Annotated in this window: 21 protein-coding genes and 1 tRNA gene; 10 read left to right on the forward strand and 12 right to left on the reverse strand. The window is 67.1% G+C overall.

Annotation, left to right across the window (positions count from 1 at the left end):
- Positions 1-134: 134 nt before the first annotated feature.
- Both C5B90_RS00185 and gdhB read right to left on the reverse strand, forming a co-directional pair.
- Positions 135-974 carry a CoA ester lyase gene (locus C5B90_RS00185; RefSeq protein ID WP_115878121.1) on the reverse strand — a complete coding sequence of 280 codons (840 nt, stop codon included), beginning with the start codon at positions 972-974 and terminating at the stop codon, positions 135-137.
- Positions 975-1,025: 51 nt separating this feature from the next.
- On the reverse strand, positions 1,026-2,312 hold the full coding sequence (gene gdhB, locus C5B90_RS00190; RefSeq protein WP_115878123.1) for a glutamate dehydrogenase GdhB: 1,287 nt from the start codon (positions 2,310-2,312) through the stop codon (positions 1,026-1,028).
- A 184-nt stretch (positions 2,313-2,496) separates the two neighbouring features.
- Between gdhB and C5B90_RS00195 the strand changes: the two genes are divergently transcribed.
- On the forward strand, positions 2,497-2,997 hold the full coding sequence (locus C5B90_RS00195) for a MaoC family dehydratase (protein ID WP_342764726.1): 501 nt from the start codon (positions 2,497-2,499) through the stop codon (positions 2,995-2,997).
- A gap of 63 nt (positions 2,998-3,060) precedes the next feature.
- Positions 3,061-3,516 carry a DoxX family membrane protein gene (locus C5B90_RS00200; RefSeq protein WP_115878127.1) on the forward strand — a complete coding sequence of 152 codons (456 nt, stop codon included), beginning with the start codon at positions 3,061-3,063 and terminating at the stop codon, positions 3,514-3,516.
- Here the strand turns inward: C5B90_RS00200 and C5B90_RS00205 are convergent.
- From C5B90_RS00205 to C5B90_RS00220, 4 genes are all read right to left on the reverse strand, one after another.
- Positions 3,500-3,859, reverse strand: coding sequence for a DUF5658 family protein (locus tag C5B90_RS00205; protein WP_115878129.1), 360 nt, complete (start codon positions 3,857-3,859; stop codon positions 3,500-3,502). The genes C5B90_RS00200 and C5B90_RS00205 overlap by 17 nt on opposite strands.
- 188 nt (positions 3,860-4,047) lie before the next feature.
- Positions 4,048-5,793 (reverse strand): acyl-CoA carboxylase subunit beta, encoded by a 1,746-nt coding sequence (locus tag C5B90_RS00210; RefSeq protein WP_115878131.1) that lies wholly within the window; start codon positions 5,791-5,793, stop codon positions 4,048-4,050.
- Between the two features lie 249 nt (positions 5,794-6,042).
- Positions 6,043-6,936: a class 1 fructose-bisphosphatase gene (locus C5B90_RS00215; protein ID WP_115880497.1), complete on the reverse strand. Its 894-nt coding sequence runs from the start codon at positions 6,934-6,936 to the stop codon at positions 6,043-6,045.
- 299 nt (positions 6,937-7,235) lie between these two features.
- Complete coding sequence (locus C5B90_RS00220; protein WP_115878133.1) at positions 7,236-8,153, reverse strand: helix-hairpin-helix domain-containing protein; 918 nt, start codon at positions 8,151-8,153, stop codon at positions 7,236-7,238.
- Between the two features lie 124 nt (positions 8,154-8,277).
- On the opposite strand from C5B90_RS00220, the gene C5B90_RS00225 reads away from it, so the two are divergent.
- On the forward strand, positions 8,278-9,138 hold the full coding sequence (locus tag C5B90_RS00225; protein ID WP_115878135.1) for a 3-hydroxyacyl-CoA dehydrogenase family protein: 861 nt from the start codon (positions 8,278-8,280) through the stop codon (positions 9,136-9,138).
- On the opposite strand, the gene C5B90_RS00230 is transcribed toward C5B90_RS00225, so the two are convergent.
- Positions 9,135-9,395, reverse strand: a complete 261-nt coding sequence (locus C5B90_RS00230; protein ID WP_115878137.1) for a hypothetical protein — start codon at positions 9,393-9,395, stop codon at positions 9,135-9,137. The genes C5B90_RS00225 and C5B90_RS00230 overlap by 4 nt on opposite strands.
- A gap of 111 nt (positions 9,396-9,506) precedes the next feature.
- Here C5B90_RS00230 and C5B90_RS00235 point away from each other — a divergent pair, with 111 nt between their 5' ends.
- From C5B90_RS00235 to C5B90_RS00255, 5 genes are all read left to right on the forward strand, one after another.
- The gene (locus C5B90_RS00235; protein ID WP_115878138.1) at positions 9,507-10,499 is read left to right on the forward strand and encodes an ABC transporter ATP-binding protein; all 993 of its coding nucleotides are present in this window, start codon (positions 9,507-9,509) and stop codon (positions 10,497-10,499) included.
- Complete coding sequence (locus C5B90_RS00240; protein ID WP_115878140.1) at positions 10,496-12,355, forward strand: ABC transporter permease; 1,860 nt, start codon at positions 10,496-10,498, stop codon at positions 12,353-12,355. The genes C5B90_RS00235 and C5B90_RS00240 overlap by 4 nt, the downstream gene beginning before the upstream one ends.
- On the forward strand, positions 12,348-13,406 hold the full coding sequence (locus C5B90_RS00245) for an ABC transporter permease (protein ID WP_115878142.1): 1,059 nt from the start codon (positions 12,348-12,350) through the stop codon (positions 13,404-13,406). The genes C5B90_RS00240 and C5B90_RS00245 overlap by 8 nt, the downstream gene beginning before the upstream one ends.
- A gap of 96 nt (positions 13,407-13,502) precedes the next feature.
- Positions 13,503-13,841 carry a DUF5798 family protein gene (locus C5B90_RS00250; RefSeq protein WP_115878144.1) on the forward strand — a complete coding sequence of 113 codons (339 nt, stop codon included), beginning with the start codon at positions 13,503-13,505 and terminating at the stop codon, positions 13,839-13,841.
- A 186-nt stretch (positions 13,842-14,027) separates the two neighbouring features.
- Positions 14,028-15,008, forward strand: coding sequence for a PLP-dependent cysteine synthase family protein (locus C5B90_RS00255; protein WP_115878146.1), 981 nt, complete (start codon positions 14,028-14,030; stop codon positions 15,006-15,008).
- 34 nt (positions 15,009-15,042) lie between these two features.
- Here C5B90_RS00255 and C5B90_RS00260 read toward each other — a convergent pair whose 3' ends face one another.
- The 3 genes from C5B90_RS00260 to C5B90_RS00270 all read right to left on the reverse strand — a co-directional run bounded on the left by C5B90_RS00260 (position 15,043) and on the right by C5B90_RS00270 (position 17,220).
- Positions 15,043-15,462 (reverse strand): CoA-binding protein, encoded by a 420-nt coding sequence (locus C5B90_RS00260; RefSeq protein ID WP_115878148.1) that lies wholly within the window; start codon positions 15,460-15,462, stop codon positions 15,043-15,045.
- A 104-nt stretch (positions 15,463-15,566) separates the two neighbouring features.
- Positions 15,567-16,178 (reverse strand): recombinase RecA, encoded by a 612-nt coding sequence (locus C5B90_RS00265; protein ID WP_115878150.1) that lies wholly within the window; start codon positions 16,176-16,178, stop codon positions 15,567-15,569.
- Between the two features lie 187 nt (positions 16,179-16,365).
- Positions 16,366-17,220: a geranylgeranylglycerol-phosphate geranylgeranyltransferase gene (locus tag C5B90_RS00270; protein WP_115878152.1), complete on the reverse strand. Its 855-nt coding sequence runs from the start codon at positions 17,218-17,220 to the stop codon at positions 16,366-16,368.
- Between the two features lie 94 nt (positions 17,221-17,314).
- Here C5B90_RS00270 and C5B90_RS00275 point away from each other — a divergent pair.
- Positions 17,315-17,389, forward strand: a tRNA-Arg gene (locus C5B90_RS00275).
- A 330-nt stretch (positions 17,390-17,719) separates the two neighbouring features.
- On the opposite strand, the gene C5B90_RS00280 is transcribed toward C5B90_RS00275, so the two are convergent.
- Together C5B90_RS00280 and C5B90_RS00285 are read right to left on the reverse strand one after the other, a co-directional pair.
- Positions 17,720-18,484 (reverse strand): SDR family oxidoreductase, encoded by a 765-nt coding sequence (locus C5B90_RS00280; RefSeq protein WP_115878154.1) that lies wholly within the window; start codon positions 18,482-18,484, stop codon positions 17,720-17,722.
- A 158-nt stretch (positions 18,485-18,642) separates the two neighbouring features.
- Entirely contained in the window at positions 18,643-19,320 is a 678-nt protein-coding gene (locus C5B90_RS00285; RefSeq protein ID WP_115878156.1) for a helix-turn-helix domain-containing protein, read from the reverse strand.
- A 232-nt stretch (positions 19,321-19,552) separates the two neighbouring features.
- Here C5B90_RS00285 and C5B90_RS00290 point away from each other — a divergent pair, with 232 nt between their 5' ends.
- Positions 19,553-20,890, forward strand: a complete 1,338-nt coding sequence (locus C5B90_RS00290; protein WP_115878158.1) for a permease — start codon at positions 19,553-19,555, stop codon at positions 20,888-20,890.
- Positions 20,891-20,956: the final 66 nt, after the last annotated feature.

Here is a 20,956-nt window from a genome sequence, read left to right on the forward strand (position 1 = left end):
TAATACGCTCCGGGCATCCGGTTAAGCGTAGCGGGGATTTTAGCATACCACAATATTGAGACACATACCCATTGATAAAATGTGCCACCAATCGAGCATCCGAGCAACGAGAGACCGCACCGGCTTGGGAGCGCTCAGTACGACTCGCCGGCGCGGTCGAGGATGTTCTCGGCCTGCTTGACGAGCGGGGCGTCTATCATCTCGCCGTCGACGCCGAAGACGCCCCGACCCTCCTTCGCGGCCTCGCCGCGGGCGCGGAGCACCTTTTTCGCCCACGCCACGTCCTCGTCGTCGGGCGAGAACGCCTCGTTGATGACCGGCACCTGCGCGGGATGGATGGCGAGTTTCCCGTCGTAGCCGAGTCGCCGGCCGAACGCGGCGTCCTCGCGGAGTCCGGCCTCGTCCTGATAATCGACGTGGAGCGTGTCGATGGCGTCGACGCCGGCGGCCGCGGCCGCGACGACGACGCGCTCGCGGGCGTACAGCACTTCGGTGCCCTCGTCGGACCGAGTCGCGCCCACGTCGGCGGCGAAGTCCTCCGCGCCGAAGACGACCGCGGCGGTGTCGGGCGCGGCCGCGACTTCGGGGGCGGCGAGGACGCCCGCCGCGCTCTCGACGATGGCGATGACGGGACAGTCGGCGCCGACCTCGCGGGCCGCGCCGGCGACGCTCGTCACGTCGTCGGCGCTCGTCGCCTTCGGAACCACGAGCGCGTCCGGCGGGTGTTCGGTGCAGACGGCGGCGATGTCGTCGTGGCCGGCGTCGCCGGGGTTGACGCGGACGGCGACCTCGGCGTCGGGGTCGAAGTCGGGGTCCGAGAGGACCGCGGCGACGGTCTCCCGAGCCTCGGCTTTCCTGTCGGGCGAGACGGCGTCTTCGAGGTCGAAGACGAGCACGTCAGCGCCCGCGCCGGGGGCTTTCCGCAGTAGCTCGGGTCGGTCGCCGGGGGAGAACAAAACGCTGCGTCGGGGCATACTGTGTGTATCGAGGGGAACGGTGAAATATCGACTCGTCGCCGACCCGGCTCAGGGCCAGAGGCCGCGGTGTTCGTGGGCCTCGGAGACGCGTTCGAGCGCGACCATGTAGGCGGCGTCGCGCCACGTCACGTCGTGTTCCTCGACGCGCTCGCGGACGGCGTTCCACGCGCGGAGCATCTCGGTCTCCAGTTCGTCGTGGACGCGTTCGAGCGACCACGAGCGGTGGTTGAGGTCCTGCAACCACTCGAAGTACGAGACGGTGACGCCGCCGGCGTTGGCGAGGATGTCGGGGACGACCGGAATCTCGCGCGCCTCGAAGATTTCGCCCGCGGCCGACGTGGTCGGGCCGTTCGCGCCCTCGACGATGAGGTTCGCCTGCACGTCGCGGGCGTTCTCGGCGGTCAGGACGTTGCCGACGGCGGCCGGGATGAGCACGTCAACGTCGAGTTCGAGGAGTTCCTCGTTCGAGAGCTTCCGCGGCGCGTCGTACTTCATGACCGCCTCGGGCTCTTCCTCGTGGGTCGGCACGTCGCGGGTGTCGAGGCCGTCGGGGTCGTAGATGGCCCCGTTCACGTCGGAGACGGCGACGACCGTCGCGCCCTCGTCGTCGAGGAGTCGCGCGGCGGGCGCGCCGACCGAACCGAACCCCTGTACCGCGACGGTCGTGTCTTCGATGTCCCAGTCGAGGTAGTCGATGGCCTCGCGGGCGATGATGGCGACGGAGCGGCCGGGCGCGGTGTCGCGGCCCTTGCTCCCGCCGACGACTGGCGGCTTACCCGTCACGACGCCGGGCGTCGTCTCGCCTTCCTGCATCGAGTAGGCGTCCATGAACCACGCCATCGTCTGGGCGTCGGTGCCCATGTCGGGCGCGGGGATGTCCTTCGTGGGGCCGATGAAGGGCCGAAGCTCCTCTGCGAACCGGCGGGTGAGTCGCTCTTTCTCGTCGGTCGAGAGGTCCTTGGGGTCGACGACGATGCCGCCTTTCCCGCCGCCGAACGGGAGGTCCATCACCGCGCACTTCCACGTCATCCACATCGAGAGCCCGATGCACTCGGCTTCGGTCACACCGGGGTGGAACCGGAGGCCACCCTTGTAGGGGCCGCGGACGCTGTCGTGCTGGGCGCGGTAGCCGGTGTAGACCGCGGTCGAGCCGTCGTCGCGTTCGAGGGGCACCGAGACGCGGTGGACCTGATTCGGGTGTCGGAGCCGCTCGATGACGCCGGGGTCCACGTCGAGGTGCGCCGCCGCGCGTTCGAGCTGTCGGCGGGCCGTCTCGAGGGCTGTCTCTTCCGTCGGTTCGTCGTCCGTCGCGGTGGGTGGTGCTGCGGATGCCATGATGGTTCGTGCCGGGCGGATGCCGGCTGAGCCGGGAGACAGACGCGCTGTCCCGCGCCCGCCGAGGCCGACAAATCGGCCGCTATCGGGCGCTTTCGCAATCCTCTATTGTGGATAATTATAATGGTTGTTATCTAGTTTCGCTCGGGGCAATAGTTGTCACACGGGAGGGTCGATCGGCACGATTTTATCACGGTCTATCACACGTTCCGACATGACCGGGCTGTACTACGAGGAGTTCGAGGTCGGTCAGACCATCGAACACGAAAAGCGCCGCACCGTCTCGGAGTCGGACAACCAGCGCTTCTGCGACATGACGATGAACCAGCAGCCGCTCCACCTCGACGCCGAGTTCGCGGGCGACTCGCAGTTCGGCGAGCGACTGGTCAACGGCCTCTACACGATGAGCCTCGCGGTCGGCCTCTCGGTTCCCGACACGACCGACGGGACCATCGTGGCGAATCTCAGCTACGACGACGTGTCCCACCCGAACCCGGTGTTCCACGGCGACACGCTCCGGGCGCAGACGACCGTCCTCGACAAGCGCGAGACCTCCGACGGCGAGCGCGGCGTGGTGACGATGAAAGTCGAGGTGTTCAACCAGGACGACGACCTCGTCTGCGAGTTCGAGCGGACGGCGCTGTCGCTGAAACGCGAGTTCGCCGCCGACGCGGACGACTCTTGAGTCGGCGACGAAGTCCTCCGCACCCACCCGCACCGTTTTCTCCCCGGCGTCGCTAAGCCGGATATGGATTTCGACGGCCTCTCCGCGCGGACCGCGTCGGTCGCCGACCGGACCGCTTCCGCCGCCGCCCGCGCCCCCGAACCGGCGACCATCGCCCGGGTCGGCCTCGGCGCGATGGTGTTCGCCGCGGGCGTCCACAAGCTTCTGGACCCACTTTCGTGGTCGGCCTACGTCGTCCCGTGGCTCGCGCCGCTGCTCGTCGTCTCGCCGGTGACGTTCATGCTCGTAAACGGCGTCCTCGAAGTCGGCTTCGGCGCGGCCATCGTCGCCGACCGCTACACCGCTTTTGCGAGCGCCGTCGCGGCCGTCTCGCTGTCGGCGACGTGTCTCTATCTCGCGGTCATCTTCGTCGTAGAAGGCGGGCTGTTCGGCGACGTGCTCGCCCGCGACATCGGGCTGGCGGGACTCGCGTGGGCCGTCTTGGTCGAGTCGCTCCGGCGGCCTACCCGAACACCGTGACGAGGATGAGCTGGGTGTTCATCAGCCCGGCGACGCCCCACGGGACGGCCACACCGATGGGAATCGCCCCGCGGTAGCGACTGGGGAGGACGCGCCACGCGACCACCGCGACCGCGAGGACGACGAGTTTCAGAGAGATGAGCGCGCCCACCGGACCGAGCGCGGGGATGAGCGCGAGGACGACGGGATTCAGTTCGGCGAGGCCCCGGCCGAGTCCGTAGAGCGTCGTCAACACGTCGAGGACGAACGCCAGCATCGTCACGGTCCAGAGGACGTGCTCGTCGCTCACCGCGTGTGCGAGTACCGCTCGGGGCGTCTCGGGAAGGGGAACTTCGTGGCTCATGGCGGGCTATCGGCAGGCGACGGTTCCCGATGTCGCGGCGAGACTGTCGGGGCGCGATGGGCTGGACGGAACGGGAGTCGGCCGACGATGATGTCCGTAGCACCGCCGCCGTCCTCAGTACGAACTGCTTAGGTCAGTTACTGTGAGATTACCCGCCGGAAAAACGGAGCATTAACCGTCGAGCCGGCTCAGAGCACCGTTCCGTGCTTCTTGTCCGGGAGCGACTTGTCCACGTCGGCGTAGAACTCGAAGCGGGCGACCAGTTCGTCGCGGAGGTTCGACGGCGGGACGATTTCGTCGATGACGACCTCGCTCGCCATCCGGTGGGCGTCGATGTCCTCGCGGTACTCCTCGCGGAGTTCGTCTTCCATCCGGGCCCGCTCTTCGGGGTCGTCGACGTCGGCGAGTTTGTTCGCGTACACCGCGTTGATAGCGGCTTCGGGGCCCATGATACCGATTTCGCCCGAGGGAAGCGCGATGACACTCTCCGGGTCGTAGGCGGGGCCGCCCATGGCGTAGATGCCCGCGCCGTAGGCCTTCCGCACGATGACGGTCTGTTTGGGCACCGTCGCCGACGAGGTGGCGTAGATGAACTTCTTGCCCTTCTCCAGGATGGCGTCCTTTTCGACCTGCGACCCGGCCATGAAGCCGGGCGTGTCACAGAGGTAGAGGAGCGGAATCTCGTAGGCGTCGCAGGTCCAGATGAACTCCGCGGCCTTCTCGGCGGCGTCGGGGAAGATGGCTCCCGACCGCTCCGTGGGCTGGTTGGCGACGATGCCGACCGGCCGGCCGTCGATGCGGGCGAACGCGGTGACGATTTCCTTGCCGTAGTCGGGTTTCAGTTCGAACACCGACTCCGCGTCGACGACGCGCTCGATGAGGTCGTGGGCGTCGTAGGGGCGGTTCGGCGACTCGGGAATGAGTTCGTCGATGCCGTCGGGCGAGTACCGCGGCGGTTTCGACTCGGAGCGCGGCGGCTTCTCGCCGGCCTTGTCGGGGAGGTAGGTGACGAGTTGCGAGACGAGTTCGCGGGCGTGCGCCTCGTCGCGGGCGACGAGGTCGGCGCTCCCGGACTCCTCGGCGTGCATCCGCGCGCCGCCGAGGTCCTGCATGGAAATCTCCTCGCCGGTGACCATCTTCACCATGCGCGGCGAGGCGATGGCCATCGCGGACATCCCCTCGACCATGATGGTGAAGTCGGCGAAGACGGGCGTGTAGGCCGCGCCGGCGATACACGGCCCGTAGAGGACGCATATCTGGGGGACGTACCCCGAGAGCATCGAGTGGTTGTAGTAGTACTTCCCGATGCCCTCGCGGTTGGCGAAGAAGCCGGTCTGCTGGTCGATGCGACCGCCCGAGGAGTCCATCAGGTAGAGCACCGGCTTGCCGGTCTTGAGCGCCCGCTGCTGCATGCGGAGGAACTTCTCGACGCCGCGGCGGGCCATCGACCCGGCCTTGACGGTGAAGTCGTTGGCCATGAAGTGGAGGTCGCGGCCCTCGAACTCGGCGGCTCCCGTGAGGAGGCCGTCGCCCGGTAAGCGGGTGTTCGGGTCCGCCTCGTCGACCTCGGGGGAGTTTTCGTGCCACGAGTCGAAGTTGGCGAACTTGCCGTCTTCGAACTTCAGACCCTCCGGGAACCAGAGGTCGAGGCGGTCGCGGACGAACAGTTTGCCGGACTCCGGCAGTCGCTGTTTGTACTTCTCGGGCCCGCCGCCGAGGACGTCCGCAATCTCCTCGCGGAGTTTCTCCTCGCGCTCTGTGGGTCCCATGTCGTCGTCCAGCGGGAAGGCGTCCGCGGGCGGTTCGGCGTCCGCGACGGCCTCCTCGCCGTCGCCGACGAAGACGTTCACGTCCGTCCCGAGGTGTCGCGCCAGCGCGCTGGCGATGGCCTCGGCCTCGTCGCCGGTCGCGCCGTCGCCGATTCTGACCTTCATACTCGGTGATGCACCACCGTATTCAAAATGGTTTTCCATGCACGATTTGCCAGTCGGCCCATTGGAGGCCGGTGGCAGTCTGGTCTGAGACTGGTCCAAGACCAGTCGCTATCGACTGCGGAGTCCGTGGAAAACGAGTGTGCCCGGTCGTTTCAGTTCGCTCGATGCGGTTGGTGCGGTTACTGCAGTCGGCACGTCCGGCGTGCCCAGCACGTCAGACCCGTGAGTAGACGGGTCGGTCGCGCACGCTCAGTCCAGCGCCGCTTCGAGTTTCGCCACGAGGTCGGTGTTGCCGACGTACATCGGGGTCCGCGCGTGGAGGTCGTCTTTGTCCACGTCGAGGAGCGACTTCGCGCCGTCGGAGGTCGCGCCGCCGGCCGTCTCGATGACGTAGCCGATGGGGTAGCCCTCGAACTGGACGCGGAGTTTGCCCTCGGGCGCGGACTCCAACGTGGGGTACGCGAAGATGCCGCCGTAGGTCAGAATCTGGTTCACGTCGCCGATCATCGACCCGCCGTAGCGGAGCTTTCGCGAGGCGTCCTGTTCGACCTCGCGGGCGAACGCCTCGAAGTCGTCGGTCCAGTCGGGAACGCGGCCGCCGAAGCCGTAGACCGACCCCTCGTCGGGGAGGGTGACGTCCTCGCGGACGAGCTCGTGGCTCGCGTCGTCGTGGATGACGTACTCGTCGACGGTCCCGTTGCGGGCGACGACCATCGTCATGACGGGGCCGTAGAGAACGTAGCCGGCGGCGACGAGGTCGCGGCCGTGGGCCGGAAGCGGGGACTCGTACACCGCGAAGATGGTCCCCATCGTGTTGTTCGGCTTCAGGTTCGACGAGCCGTCGAGGGGGTCCACCGCGACTGACAGCCGACCGGTGCCCACGTCGACGGATTCGGGGCGCTCTTCGCTGGCGTACTCGCCGACGCCTTCGAGCGCACCGATGCGCTCGCAGAGGAGGTCGTCCGCGAACACGTCGGCGGCCATCTGCGTCTCGCCGCTCGGGTTCTCGTCTTCGGCGGCGACGCGGCGGCCGGGCAGGCCGGTTCGAATCTCGGGCGCGGTGCTCGCGATGACGTCGACCACGCCGTCGATGGTCTGCACGTCGCGGGCGGTGTCGGCGGTGTTGATGTCCGTCGTCGCCATCAGGCCCACCCCTCGGAGCGTCGGCGGGTCGGGCGTGAATCGTCGGCGAGGCGGGAACGTTCCCCGAGCGTCGTCGGGGCGGGAGATACCGTCTGCGGGGAGTCGACGGCTGTGTCGGAACCGGGCATCATCTGATTCAAAGTGGTGTAACTACCTATATAAAAGCTACGTCTAGAGTGGTTTAGGAGATATTGCCGAATTCGACCGTTATGGGGTCCGTAACGAAATATTACGGCAAATGATTCTCCGAATGAAAATTACTACTCAGATAGTAAAAATTCGGGAGCGTGGTGGGCGCTCTACTCCATCGCGTCGCGCGCCTGCGTCTTCCACGTACTGACGACGGTCGGGTCGATTCGGAGGGCATCGGCGACGTGTTCCGGGTCGGCGGTGGCGAGTCGCCTGACGGAGCGGACGCCCGCCTCGGCGAGCAGTTCGGCGTCGGTCTCGTCGATGTCGGCGAGCGTCGTCAGCGGCTTCGGCTTCGACCGCTCTCGCCACGCCGCCTCGGCCGCGAGCGCGTCGCCCGACCCGTCGGCTGACGCGCCCGTCGTCTCCCGCCCGCTCGGCGTCCAATCACCCGACTCCGTCGGTTTCGAGCGCGCGTTCGCGTCGTCGTCCGACCCCGACGGCGTCCAGTCGCCGTCTCGCGCCGGGCCGCTCGTCTCCGTCGCTTCGGCCCGGCCGTCCGGGGTCCAATCGCCGGAGTCGCCGTCGCCGTCGGCCGCGCCGTCGGTCGCATCCCAGTCACCCGAACTCGCGGCGACCCACGCGCGCTCGTCGTCGCCCAGTCCGCGAACCTGCGAGGAGCGGCGGTCGAGGTCGTCGCCGGAGTTGAACGACCACGAAAGGGAGTGCCAGCGCCGAATCTTCGCCGCCACGCCGGGATTCGTCCCGGCGGCGACGAGGTCGCGGTAGCACACCTCGCCGTCGACGATGGCGTCCACGTCGATGTTCGACTCGGCGAGGGATTCGGCGGTCGCCGGGCCGACGTACTTCAGGTCCTGTAGCTCGGTCGGGACCGCGTCGCTCGCGCGAGCACCTCGCGGTCTGAGCAGGTGTGTCAGCGCCTCGTCGGGGTTCGACGGCCCCTCGTCCGCTTCGTCCGCCTCGTTTGCCCGGTTCGTACCCTCGCCGTCGCTCCGGCGCGCGTCCGAGACGGCTTCCCCTCCGTCCCCGCCCGCGTCGTCTTCGTCGTGTCTGCCGGCGTCATTCACCCCAATCACCGTTGCATATCCCCATTCTTGCGCCCGACTTGAGTCTTCCCGTGATAGTCACGAGTCTGTCACTATTCCGAACGCATCGGCAAGTTTTACCTCCCCACCTCGCGCAGACCCGGACATGTACGATACCGAAGATATCGACACGGTGGGCGTCGTCGGCGCGGGAACGATGGGCAACGGCATCGCGCAGGTGGCCGCGATGGCCGGCTACGACGTGGTCATGCGCGACCTCGAAACGGAGTACGTCGAACGCGGCCTGTCGGCAATCGACGACAGTCTCTCGCGGTTCGTCTCGAAGGAGAAACTGACCGAGGACGAAGCCGACGCGACAAAGGGGCGCGTTTCGGGAACGACCGAACTCGCGGACCTCGCCGACTGCGACCTCGTGGTCGAGGCGGCCGTCGAGAACATGGACGTCAAGCGCGACATCTTCGCCGACCTCGACGACATCGTCCCCGAGGGCGTCGTGCTGGCGACGAACACCAGCACGCTCTCAATCACGACCATCGCGGCCGCGACGGAGCGACCCGAACTCGTCGTGGGCCTCCACTTCATGAACCCCGTTCCGATTATGAAGGGCGTCGAGGTCGTCCGCGGCGAGAAGACCGACGACGAGGTCGTCGCGTTCGCCCACGACTTCTCCGAGGCCCTCGGCAAGGAGACGTGGGAGTCTGACGACAAGCCCGGTTTCGTCACCAACCGCATTCTCATGCCGTGGCTCAACGAGGGCATCCGCGCCTACGACGAGGGCGTCGCCTCCAAGGAGGACATCGACCGTGGCATGACTCTCGGCACGAACGTCCCGATGGGGCCGCTCACCCTCGCGGACCACATCGGCCTCGACATCTGTCTGGACGCCTCCGAGACGCTGTTCGAGGAACTCGGCGACCGCTACAAGCCGGCGTACCTGCTCAAGCGCAAGGTTGCGGCGGGCGACCTCGGCAAAAAGACGGGCAAGGGCTTCTACGAGTACGACTAACGGCGCTCTCTGGTCGCCGCCGTCTTCGACGCCGACGCCGACCCCGGCCCGCGGCGATAGCGCATCACTCCGGCACCGACAGCCCCCGCGACGAGAAATAGCCCGCCGAGTCCCGCCAGCGCCACCGCCAACCCTTCGACGGTCTGCGAGCCGGCAGCGGCGGCGAAGGCGAGGAGTGCGCCGAACAGGAACACGGCGGCGACGAATCCGCCGACGAAGAGGACGAACGACGGCGAGAGGTAGTCGTCTGCGGGCATACCCTCACCTTGGCCGCGGGGAGACGAAACTGTTGCCCCGCGAAGGGGAAGGCTATCAATCCTGAAATCCCGCGCGAACCCTTTTATCCCGTCCCGCGTGAAGGTCTCTCAATGATTACGGTCGAGAACCTGCGGAAGACCTACGGCGACTTCCCCGCCGTCGTGGGAAGCGATTTCTCGGTCGAGTCGGGCGAGGTGTTCGGCATCGTCGGCCCCAACGGCGCGGGGAAGACGACGACGCTGAAGATGCTCGCCGGACTCGTCGAACCGACCGGCGGGTCGGCGTCGGTGCTCGGATACGACCCCGAGGAGCCGGCGATGCGGCGAAAACTCGGCTTTCTCCCCGAGGAGTCGCCGCTGTACGAGGACATGACGGCGCGGTCGTACCTCCGATTCTTCGCCGACCTCTACGACGTGCCTCGCGACGTGGCCGACGAGCGCACCGGCGCGGTGCTCGACCGCCTCGACCTCGAATACCGCGACCGCCGGCTCGGCGACATGTCGAAGGGGATGAAGCGTAAGGTCGCCATCGCCCGGTCGCTCGTCAACGACCCCGACCTGCTCATCTACGACGAACCGGCCAGCGGCCTCGACCCGCTGACGACGAACGTCGTCTTGGAGTTCGTCCGCGAACTCCGCGACGAGGACAAGACGGTCGTCTTCAGCGCGCACAACCTCTTTCACGTCGAGTCCATCTGCGACCGCGTGGTCATCATGAACCGCGGGGAAATCATCGCCCGCGGGACGGTCCCCGAGATTCGCGCGGAACACGGCGAGACCACCTACCGCGTCTTCACGACCGTCCCGCTCGCGGAGACCCTGCCCGCGGACGACGAGGTCGGAGGCGAAGGTGAAGCGCGCCACGTCGCCGCCGTCGAGGAGATGTCGGCCGTCGAGTCGCTCCGCGAGCGTGCCGAGGCTGCCGGCGGTCGCGTCGCCGACATCCGAACCGACGAGGCGTCGCTGGAGGACATCTTCCTCCGACTCGCCCGCGAAGCGCCGACGACGAGCGAAGCCGAGGGCGGTCGCGGAGCGGCCGCCGACGAGCCCATCGCCGCCGGCGAGCACGAACAGCGCGTCCCCGGAGGTAACGGGCAGTCGTGACCGACCTCCGAACGCGACTGGTCGCGCACGCCCGGACCGTCCTCCGCATCGCCCGCTGGGAGGTGTCGCGCTCGGCGGGGACGCTCGACCGCCGAACCGCAGTTATCGGACTGGTCGCCGTCCTCGTCGCCGGCGGTATCGCGGCCGGGGCAGCGGGCGGCGGGGTCGCGCTCGACCGCGACCTCTACCGCGTCGGCATCGCGGGCGACAGCCCCTACTACGACGCCGTGGACCAGTCATCCACGCTCGACCCGCGGCCCGTCTCCGACCCGAACGTCGAACTCGTCGTCAGCGAGACGCACATCTCGGTCGCGGACACGCAGACCGGTCGGGCCGCCTACAGCGCGTTCCGCGACGCGGTCCAGTCGTACAACGAGCGACAGATGGCCCGCGAGGAGAATCAGTCCGCGGCGTTCCCGGTCGTCGTTGACCTCCAGTACCGCGAGCGCGCCGCGCTTGTCCCGACCGGAAGCCGCGTCGACGGCGATTCGGGCGGGGGTGGTGGCGGAGCCGGAACCGGTGGCGGCGGAGCCGACGCTGGAACTGGAAGCGGAACCACCGGCGGCGACACCGCGGGTGGCTCGGCAGCCGACGGCCCGGACGCGTCCGACGCCGCGGCGGCCGACGACGGCGGCGTCGACGCCCCGTCACTCGGCGGGATGGCGAGCCTCTTCGGCGGCGACACCAGCGGGTCGCCGGCGAGCATCAGCCCGCCGTTCCCGTTCGCCTCGCTCGTCCTCGCCTTCGCTTTCCTCGTGCCGATGAACTTCGTGATTCAGGCCTACGGGTCGAGCGTCCTCAACGAGCGCATCAACCGCCGCGGCGAACTGCTCCTCGTCGCGCCCATCTCGCCGGGCGACATCGTCGCCGGCAAGACGCTCCCGTACCTGCTCGGGACGGTCGCGATAACCGTCGCCATCGCGGCGGCGGTCGGCGGTGGCGTCGTCTCGGTGGCCGCGGTCGTCCCCATCGGACTCCTGTTTCTCGCGTCGACGTTCGTCGGCGCGATGTTCGCCCGCTCGTTCAAGGAACTCACGTTCGTCACGGTGACGGTGTCGGTGTTCCTGACGACGTACACGTTCGTCCCGGCCATCTTCACGAACGTCACGCCCATCGCGCTCATCTCGCCGTTGACGCTCGTCGTCCGTGACCTCGCGGGCGAGTCGATTCCGCTCGGCGAGTTCCTGTTTTCCGTCGGGCCGATTCTCCTCGCCGCGGGCGTGTTGTTCCTCCTCGGCGTCGGCGTCTACCGCGAGGAAGACATGTTCACCCAGCGGCCGGTCCCGCTGAAGTTCCTCGACGCGCTCGACAGCCGAATCTCGCGGGCGCGCTCCGTGGCGACCCTGTCGGCGCTGTCGATTCCGTTCGTCTTCATCGCCGAACTGCTGGCCATCGCCGTGCTGTTCGTCCTCCCGGTGGACCTGACCGTTCCGATGATTCTCCTCGCGGTCGCGGTCATCGAGGAGTTGGCCAAGAGCCTCCACGTCCTCGCCGCCTTCGAGAAGGCGCGCTTTTCGCGGACGCTCCGGTCGTCGCTCGTCCTCGGCGGGCTCTCCGGCCTCGGGTTCTTCGTCGGCGAGAAGTTCACCGCCATCGCCCAACTCGCCGGGTTGCAGTCGCTCACGCTCGGACAGACCGCTTTCGCGCCCTCCGGCGTCGGTATCGCCGACGGCACCGGCGTGAGCGCCCTCGTCGTTCTCGGGTTGTTCCTCGCGCCGCTGGCGCTCCACGCGGTGACCGCCAGCGTGACCGCCCTCGGGGCGAGTCGGGGGCGCTCAGCCTACGGTGTCGCGCTCGTGGGTGCCATCGCGATTCACCTCGTCTACAACCTCCAGGTGGTGAACGCCCTTGGGTAGCCCGCGACTCGCCATCGCTCGGCGCGAACTCGGGAGCCTCCGCAAGGAGAAGACCATCGTGCTGGCGCTGGCCATCCAGCTATTTGTCGCGGCGTTCTCGTCGTTCCTCGTCGTCGGGCTCGTCTCGCTGTACGACCCCGGCGCGGCGAGCTATCAGGTCGACGTGGCCGTCACGGGCGACGAGGAGGCCGTCGAGGACCTGCTTCGCGCCGTCGGGACGGAAGACGGACTCAGCGGGCGGCCGTACTCGTCCACGTCGGCCGCGATGACGGCGTTCCAAGAACGGCAGGTCGATGCCGTCTTAGAGGCGTCTACGGGCGAGGACGGCAGGATACGAGTCGCGGCGGTCGCGCCCGATACGGGCGTGGAGACGACGGCGGTGGTCACCCGCCTCCGCGACGCGCTCCGCGAACTGGAGCGCAACGAGCGCGCGGAACGGAGCGCGTTCCTCTCTACGACCCCGCTTACCCTCCCGCCGGCGGCGGAGTCGAGCCCGTACTTCGGCTTCACCTACACGGTGCTCGTCCCGCTGTTGTTGTTCCTGCCAGTGTTCATCTCGGGGTCGCTGGTGGTCGATTCGCTCACGGAGGAGGTCGCCCGCGGGACGCTCGAACTCCTGCGGGTCGCACCCGTGAGCTTCGCGGCCGTCGTGGACGGAAAGCTCCTCGCAGCCGGCGGGCTGGCACCCGTGCAGGCCATCGCGTGGATGCTCCTCCTTCAACTGAACGGGACGGCCATCGAGAGCGTGCCGTGGCTGTTCGGCATGGTCGCCGGGCTCTCGGCCGTCGTCGTCACCCTCGGCGCGGCGGTGGCGATTACCTCGCCCGACCGCCGGGTCGCACAGCTCCTGTACTCCATCGGCGTGCTCCTCGTCTTCGCGGGCACGTCGCTGCTGCCCCTGAGCCCCGCGAACACGGCCGCTCGGCTGGCGCTCGGGACCGCGGGCGTCGGCGCGAAAGTCGCCGTCGCGGGGCTCGTCTTCGTCGGCGTCGTCGCGCTCGTCGGCCTCCGGTTCGTCGTCGACCGGGTTGACCCGAACGAACTCGGCTGAGACCCGGTCTCTCCGCCCCGCTTGCGCTGTTCGCGTCCAGCCTTCTTGCGACACCGCACCGGAAGTCGTACAAGCCCCGAGTCCGAGAGGCGACACATGGCACTCGGAGGCACCGCGAAGAAGCTCCAGAAGGTCGCAGAGATGGCCGAAGACGTGTACAAGAAGCTCAACGAACTGCGCGAGCAGGTCGTCGAGGTCCGCGAGACGGTCAACGAGACGAAGTCGCGCGTCGACCGACTCGAAGCCGAGAACGCCGAACAGCGGGCGATTCTCGAAGCCATCGCGGAAGAACAGGGCGTCGACCTCGACGCCGCAATCGCGCAGGCGCACATCTCTGAGGCCGAGGAAGGCTCGGCCGGAGACGAGACCGAGCCGACCGCCGACGCGACTGACGCCGATGCTGATGCATCGAGCGACACCACCGACGAAGCGTAATCCGACCGCCCCTCCGTCTCTCTCCGTTCTCTTTCGACATCCCGTCCCCCGTCACAGTCCGCTGCCAGTCCCGAAGACGACGCTTTCGTTTCGACCGGCGTCAGTCGCTCCGGCCGCGAGTCGACCGCCGACGAAGGACGAACCGGGATGAAAACGTTCAGGGCCAGGGGCAACTTTTGCCCACGTATGACCACGCACCGCGACCCCCTCGACTCGGTGCTCGACGCCGTCGGCGAGACGCCACTCGTCAGAGTCCACGCGTCGCCCGACGAGGTGCCCGTCTACGCGAAGCTCGAATCGTTCAATCCGGGCGCGAGCGTCAAGGACCGCATCGGGACGTACATGCTCGAACAGATGCTCGAATCGGGCGATCTCCCCGAGGGCGGCACTATCGTCGAGCCGACCGCCGGCAACACCGGCATCGGCTTCGCCGTCGCGGCCGGACAGCTCGGCATCCGCGCGGTGTTCGTCGTCCCCGAGCGGTTCAGCGTCGAAAAACAGACGCTCATGCGCGCGCTCGGTGCCGACGTGGTGAACACGCCCACCGAAGACGGGATGGGCGGCGCTATCGACCGCGCGCACAAGCTCGCCGACGAACTCGACGACGCCGTCGTCCCCCAACAGTTCTCCAACCCGCTCAACCCCGAGGCGCACTACGAGACGACCGCGCCCGAGATTTACGACGCCCTCGACGGCGAGGTCGGCGCGCTCGTCGCCGGCTGCGGCACCGCGGGCACGCTCATGGGGATGGCGCGCTACGGCCGCGAGCACCACGAAGACACGTTCGTTACCGCGGTGGAACCCGAAGGCTCGCTCTACGCCCGGCTCCACGGCCGCGACGTGGCGGAGGCGTCGTACAAGACCGAGGGCATCGGGACGCACGACCCCGCGACGAACGAGCTGTTCGACCCCGAGTTAGTGGACGAAATCGTCCAAATCGGCGACCGCGACACCCACGACGAGATGCAGCGCCTCGCCGCGGAGGAGGGCCACCTCGTCGCGTCGAGCGCCGCCGCCAACTCGCTGGCCGCCGTCGACGTGGCCGAGCGGGCCGCCGCCGGCGACCTCGACCTCCCGTACGACGCCGTCGTCACCGTCTTCCCCGACTCCTCGGAGCGATACCTCTCGAAGGGCGTCTACGGCGACTTCGAGTCGTGGGAAGGCTAACCGCGACGACCCGGACCCGGTCGAACCGCGGTTCTCAGGCGAGTCGCGAATGTTCGACCTTGAAGCACTTGTCCTGAACGAACGAGAGCCCCGCCTCCTCGGCGCGGGCGGCCGCGTCGTCGTCGCGGATACCGAGTTGGAGCCAGACGGCCTCCACGTCGCCGCGGTCGGCGGCGCGCTCGATTGCGGCGTCGACGATGTCGCCAGCCTCCTCGGACGGTCGGAACACGTCCACGAGGTCGATGTCCTCGTCCACGTCGGCGAGCGAGTCGTACGCCCTCTCGCCGAGGATTTCGTCGTGGAAGGGGTTGACCGGAACGACGCGGTAGCCGTGGCGCTGCATGTACGCCGGGACGTCGTGGGCGGGCTTGCCGGGCGTGGCCGAACAGCCGACGACCGCGATGGTCTCGGCGTCGAACAGCGCGCGGATGTCGTCGTCGCTGGTGATGGGCATACGTACGACGTGGCCGTCTGCGGATAAAAACGTCAGGCGGGTGTGCGGCGCGGCCGCCGTCCCAGTGAGGAATCTCGGACTCCTGTGAATCTCGGACTCCCGTCTCAGTGGTCCGCGATGCGGATGTCCGGCGGCGCGTCCTCGTGAGTCGTGATGATGCCGTCGAAGAGCTGTTTGATGGTGTTCATCGTCCGGTCGTCGTGGGCGTCGGCGTCGATGGTGAACAGGCCGAGGCCGCCGACGCTCTGGATGCGGCCGGTGAACACGTGGAGAAACCGGAAGACTGTCTGGAGGTCGGCGTACATCAGGAGCGTCGACAGCGAGTGGAGCATGATGCGGTTCTCCGAGAGCCCGCGGTCCTGGTAGTACTCCTGGAGAATCTCCGAGAGCTTGATTCCGATTCCGGTCATGTCGACCGGCGACGACGTGTATCGGATTCGCTCGTCGTCGCGGACCTCGCCGACGCCCTGCTGTTTCGTGACGCAGTCGACGACCGCGACGGGGTTGCCCTCGTAGTCGAGTCGCTTGCCGAAGTCGTTGAGGATGCGGTCCGCGCCGTCTTTGGTCGTGACGATAACCGCGCCTTCGCCGTTTCGGGTGCCCTCGGCGAGGATATCGAGCGCCAGCGAGCGCTTGCCGGTCAGCGGCGGCCCGACGAGAAGGAGGTTCGTGCCCGGTTCGACCTCGACGTCGAGGTCAGCGCCTAGCTTATACATGCAGGTACCTCGGTTCGACGGTATCGACTCCGAGGAACGCAATCGCGTGACGCTTCCGCTCGCCGAGGGTCATCGGATAGTACGACCATGCGGTGAGCCGGTAATATTCTTTTTGATTGGCGGATAGAACGCCCCCCGTTCGTCGGCGCGTTCCCCGGAATCCGACCGATTGTTCGTCCGCATACATTTATATGGTTCCTCCAGTCTGCGCCGTCGCCCGTCCGACGATGAAGGCGAACGCCGCTAAAAACATCCCGTATTTGAGTCGGCGCTGGGCGGCGGCCGGGTCGGCGAACGCCCGCGTCGCGGCCGCGAGCATGACCGCGTCGGCGGGGACGACGACTCCGAGGTACGCCAGCCCGAACCCGCCCCAGATGAACGGCACCGCGCTCGCCGCGACGGCCACGACCAACACGACCGCGCCGAGCCACAGCGACGCCTCCTCACCGACGACGATGGGAAGCGTCCGCAGTCCCTCTTCCCTGTCGCCGCCGATGTCCTCCACGTCTTTGACGATTTCGCGGGTCAGCGTCGCCAGCGCGGCGAGCACACAGAGGACGACCGCGCCCAACGGCTCGCCGATGGCCGCGCCGCCGAAGAGGAACGTCGAGCCGGTGAGCGCGGCGACGACGACGTTGCCGACGCCCGGGAGGCCCTTGAAGAACTCCGTGTACGCGAGGAGCGCAACGAGGTTGACGACGGCGATGGCGATGGCGACGACCGGGAGCACGAACGCCGAGACGACCGCCCCGCCGAACAGCGCGACGCTGAACCACTTCGCCTCGGCCGCGGTCACCGCGCCGCGCGGAATCGGCCGGTCGGGGCGGTTGATGCGGTCGATATCACGGTCGAAATAGTCGTTGATGGCGTTACCCGCACCCGTGGCGAACACGGTGGCGAGCATCGCCGCGACGACGACGAGCGCGTCGCCCGGAGCCGCCCCGGCGACGAACGCTCCGGTGAAGGTGAGAACGCCCGCGGCGACGGCGTTTCCCGGTCGGGTGAGTTCGACGAACCCGCGCGCTCGCGTGCCGAGAGACATACCCCGTACTGTTCGGAGGTCGGGTATAAATCGCGCGGAGTCGCCGCCTCGAATCAATCCATTTAAAACAGTCCACAACAGACGAAGTCATGTAGGGCGCTTAGCTCAGTCTGGACAGAGTGCTTGGCTTCGGACCAAGTTGCCGTGGGTTCAAATCCTGCAGCGCCCATGATTCTTCCGCGAACAACGTGAGTGGAGAATCATCCCTGCGTGAAGGATTTGAACTAGACCGAGGTTCTGCACGGAGTGCAGGTTCTCGGGCGGAGTTCTCAATCCTGCAGCGCCCATGATTTTGCGAGGAACTTCGTGACGAGCTAACTCTGGGTCAACGGGGTTGAATCAGGGAGCGAACAGAGACTCATCTGTGACGCGCAGTCACAGCCACACACACAGATACGGATGTCTCTTTGCGTCGTAAGCGATGCTCGTCCCGAGCGCGGCAGTCAAAAAACGGTGTTCGGCTCGACGGGACGACCGGACGCGAGTTGTCGGAGTCGAGTTACGGCTGGACCTGGTCGAGCGGCCGAATGAGGACCTCGTTGATGTCGACGCGCCGCGGCTGGGTGACGACGAACGTAATCGTCCGAGCGATGTCCTCGGGAGCGAGCGCGTCCATCGTTCCGACGTAGTCCTTGACGTTCTCTTGGACCTCGTCGTCGGGGATGTGTTCGAGCAGTTCGGTGTCGACCGCGCCCGGTTCGACAGTGGCGACGCGGATGCCGGCCTCGGCGACGTCGAGACGGAGCGAGTCGCCGAACATCTTGACGCCCGCTTTCGTCGCGTTGTAGTGCGAACTGTTCGCCTGGAGGAACCGCCCGACGACGGAGGAGATGTTGACGATGTGGCCGCTCTCCTGTTCCATCATCGTCGGGACGACGGCGTGCGTGAGCTTGATCAGGCCGCTGAAGTTCACGTCGATGGTGGTCTGTAGCGTTTCGCGGTCGGCCTCAGCGATGTGTGCGAGCGGCATGAGACCGGCGTTGTTGACGAGGATGTCGATGCGGCCGTACTCGTCGAGCGTTGCCTCGACGAGGGTGTCGATGTCATCGTCGTTCGTGATGTCTGTCGGAACGACGAGTGCGTCGCCGTCGGTGTCTTCGATGGTTGCGGCGAGTTCTTCGAGTTCGCCCTCGCGGCGGGCGGCGAGAACGACGCTCGCACCGCGCGATGCGAGCGACTCGGCAGTCGAACTGCCGATACCCGAAGACGCCCCGGTGACGATTGCGACCTGCCCATCTAATTCTGAACCGAATTCTGTCGTCATCGAATAGAGAGTGGGGACGCCGTCGGCTTCGGAGTTATGCTACTATGAAAGTGTGTTTAAATAGTGGGCCGCCGAGACCACCGTTCGAACGCCGACCCAGTCCGAACCAGCCCGACCCGAAGCGAGGTGACCGAGGAACCAGCCGACACGAGTCGGCGCTACTTGGAGAGGCGCTCTACCTGCGGCTGTGACCCGAGTGCCGAGGTGAGCAGTTGCCGCTCGCCGCGCCGGAGGAGACTCGACATCGAGGGCTGTGAGATGTCCATCTCCTCGGCGAGTTCTTTCGTGCTGGCCTGTCGCGGGCTTTCGTAGTAGCCACGGGCAATCGCCAACTGGAGTGCCTCCTGTTGTCGCTCGGTCAGTCCGTACTGTGATGACCCGTCGTCCTCGGGAGGGTTCTGCGATATCGACACCAGCTCGACCCCGATACCGTACTCCTCGCACCGGGTTCGCATGCCGTTGAACGCGTTGTAGTTCTGGAACAGTTTCTTTTCGTACCAGCCGTCCGGCGTGACGACCGTCGGCTCCATCTGGGTCGCGGTGAACCGCTCGGGCGCGAACGCCTCCGAGACGACGTCCGCCAGCTCGATGGTGAGCTGGTAGACGTCCTTGCCGCTCGCGCGTCCGAGCGGGGAGGTGTCCACAACCTCGTCGAGCGAGGAGAGGTCTGCCTCGGAGACGTTGTCGTCGGGTTCGAGGTAGACGACGAACACCCGAGAGCCACCCTCGTGGCAGAGCCCGTGTACGCACTCTAGTTGCTTCGACGGGAGCGACGCCGCGAGGCTGACGAACGGAAGTGAGGGCGAACGGATGACGAACTCCGCAGTAAGGGTCATGGGCCGAGGATAGACCCCACGAGAAGTTAACGCTCTGGGGTCGAGGAGAATCGCCCGGCATCGCGCGCATCCCTCGTTTCTGGCCGGTCATCGGAGCCGCCGCGCCGACGCTCGGCTTTCCGTCTAAAGCCGGCCGCCGACTCGACTTCGGAACTCAAACTCGAACCGCGTCGAAAGCCCGATTCTCCTAGGCACAACCGAGTTAGGGACGGCTCCCCTCATATCCAACCACATGGACCGCTCCGAATACGCGATACTCACGGTCATCGCGCTCGCGACGGTCGGCATCGGCGTGTTCACGACCACGGAGCCGCTGGGGACGTTCCTCGTCGAGAGCGCCCGAGAGGCGCTTTCGACCACCGCGGCCATGGCGTGGGTGACGTGGTGGGCGCTCGTCGTCGGCTTCGCAATCGCCGGCGGCGTGGAGGCGTGGACTTCGAGCGAGGAGGTCTCGGAGCTACTGGAGGGCCACGGCCCGCGGGAAATCGGCTACGGCTCGCTGTTCGGCTTCGTCTCCTCGTCGTGTTCCTACAGCGCCATCGCCACGGCGAAGAACCTGTTCAAGAAGGGCGGGTCGGCGGCGGCGACCCTCGGGGCGTTCATGTTCGCCTCGACCAACCTCGTCATCGAAATCGGCGCGGTCATCTGGATTCTGCTCGGCTGGCAGTTCCTCGTGGCCGACATCCTCGGCGGGTTCATCCTCATCGGGCTGATGGCGTTCGGCTTCGTCTACCTCGTGCCCGACGAGGTGGTCGAACAGGCCCGACAGAACGTCCAAGACGAGAGTTCGGAGACCGTCCGCGACCCCGTCTGCGGGATGGAGGTGGACCCCGACGAGACCGAGTACTCCGTCGAACACGACGGGCGGACGTTCTACTTCTGCTCGGAGTCGTGCAAGGAGAGCTTCGACCCCAAGGAGGCCAACACGACGGTCCGCGAGCGGGCCACGTCGCTGTCGGGGTGGAAGGCACTCGCAGACAAGCAGTGGAAGGAGTGGGGCATGCTCTGGGACGAAATCGCCATCGGGTTCATCTTCGCCGGCCTCATCGCCGGGTTCATCCCCGAGTCGGTGTGGACCTCGGTGTTCTCGGGGCCGACGTTCGGCGTTCCCGTGTACGTGTTTTGGACCGCGGTCCTCGGGGCCGTCATCGGCGTCGCCACCTTCGTCTGCTCGGTGGGGAACGTCCCGTTCGGAGCGGTCCTGTTCTCGAACGGCCTGCCCTTCGGGAGCGTCCTGAGCTACATCTATGCGGACCTCATCGTCCCGCCCATCATGGACGCCTACCGAGAGTACTACGGGACGACGTTCGCGGCCGTCCTCTCGGGGATGATATTCGTCGCGGCGGTCCTGACCGGCGTCATCATCCACTTCGTCTTCCTCGGCGCGGGGCTCATTCCGGCGCCCGAGAGCGTCCAAATCGCCGAGGTGAGCATCGAGGCGGACTACAAACTCGCGTTGAACGTGTTCGCCACCGTCCTGTTCGGCGTCCTCTACTGGCTCCACCGCTCGGAGTCGGTCGGCGACGACAGCCACGGCGGTCGCGGCGAGGCGGCACAGGCCGGCGACTAAGCCGGTAACTCGACGCACGACCCGCAAAAAACGAAGTCGGGTCCCCCGGAACCGCCGAATCCTCGG

The sequence above is a fragment of the Haloferax sp. Atlit-12N genome (assembly GCF_003383095.1).
Taxonomy (GTDB): Archaea; Halobacteriota; Halobacteria; order Halobacteriales; family Haloferacaceae; genus Haloferax.

Coding starts and splice junctions, on each gene's coding strand:
- C5B90_RS00205 (WP_115878129.1), bottom strand. CDS start 3,859: ATGAGCCACGAAGTTCCCCTTCCCGAGACGCCCCGAGCGGTACTCGCA.
- C5B90_RS00290 (WP_115878158.1), top strand. CDS start 19,553: ATGGACCGCTCCGAATACGCGATACTCACGGTCATCGCGCTCGCGACG.
- C5B90_RS00265 (WP_115878150.1), bottom strand. CDS start 16,178: ATGTATAAGCTAGGCGCTGACCTCGACGTCGAGGTCGAACCGGGCACG.
- C5B90_RS00280 (WP_115878154.1), bottom strand. CDS start 18,484: ATGACGACAGAATTCGGTTCAGAATTAGATGGGCAGGTCGCAATCGTC.
- C5B90_RS00200 (WP_115878127.1), top strand. CDS start 3,061: ATGGATTTCGACGGCCTCTCCGCGCGGACCGCGTCGGTCGCCGACCGG.
- C5B90_RS00285 (WP_115878156.1), bottom strand. CDS start 19,320: ATGACCCTTACTGCGGAGTTCGTCATCCGTTCGCCCTCACTTCCGTTC.
- gdhB (WP_115878123.1), bottom strand. CDS start 2,312: ATGGCATCCGCAGCACCACCCACCGCGACGGACGACGAACCGACGGAA.
- C5B90_RS00210 (WP_115878131.1), bottom strand. CDS start 5,793: ATGAAGGTCAGAATCGGCGACGGCGCGACCGGCGACGAGGCCGAGGCC.
- C5B90_RS00230 (WP_115878137.1), bottom strand. CDS start 9,395: ATGCCCGCAGACGACTACCTCTCGCCGTCGTTCGTCCTCTTCGTCGGC.
- C5B90_RS00215 (WP_115880497.1), bottom strand. CDS start 6,936: ATGGCGACGACGGACATCAACACCGCCGACACCGCCCGCGACGTGCAG.
- C5B90_RS00235 (WP_115878138.1), top strand. CDS start 9,507: ATGATTACGGTCGAGAACCTGCGGAAGACCTACGGCGACTTCCCCGCC.
- C5B90_RS00185 (WP_115878121.1), bottom strand. CDS start 974: ATGCCCCGACGCAGCGTTTTGTTCTCCCCCGGCGACCGACCCGAGCTA.
- C5B90_RS00225 (WP_115878135.1), top strand. CDS start 8,278: ATGTACGATACCGAAGATATCGACACGGTGGGCGTCGTCGGCGCGGGA.
- C5B90_RS00270 (WP_115878152.1), bottom strand. CDS start 17,220: ATGTCTCTCGGCACGCGAGCGCGCGGGTTCGTCGAACTCACCCGACCG.
- C5B90_RS00250 (WP_115878144.1), top strand. CDS start 13,503: ATGGCACTCGGAGGCACCGCGAAGAAGCTCCAGAAGGTCGCAGAGATG.
- C5B90_RS00260 (WP_115878148.1), bottom strand. CDS start 15,462: ATGCCCATCACCAGCGACGACGACATCCGCGCGCTGTTCGACGCCGAG.
- C5B90_RS00255 (WP_115878146.1), top strand. CDS start 14,028: ATGACCACGCACCGCGACCCCCTCGACTCGGTGCTCGACGCCGTCGGC.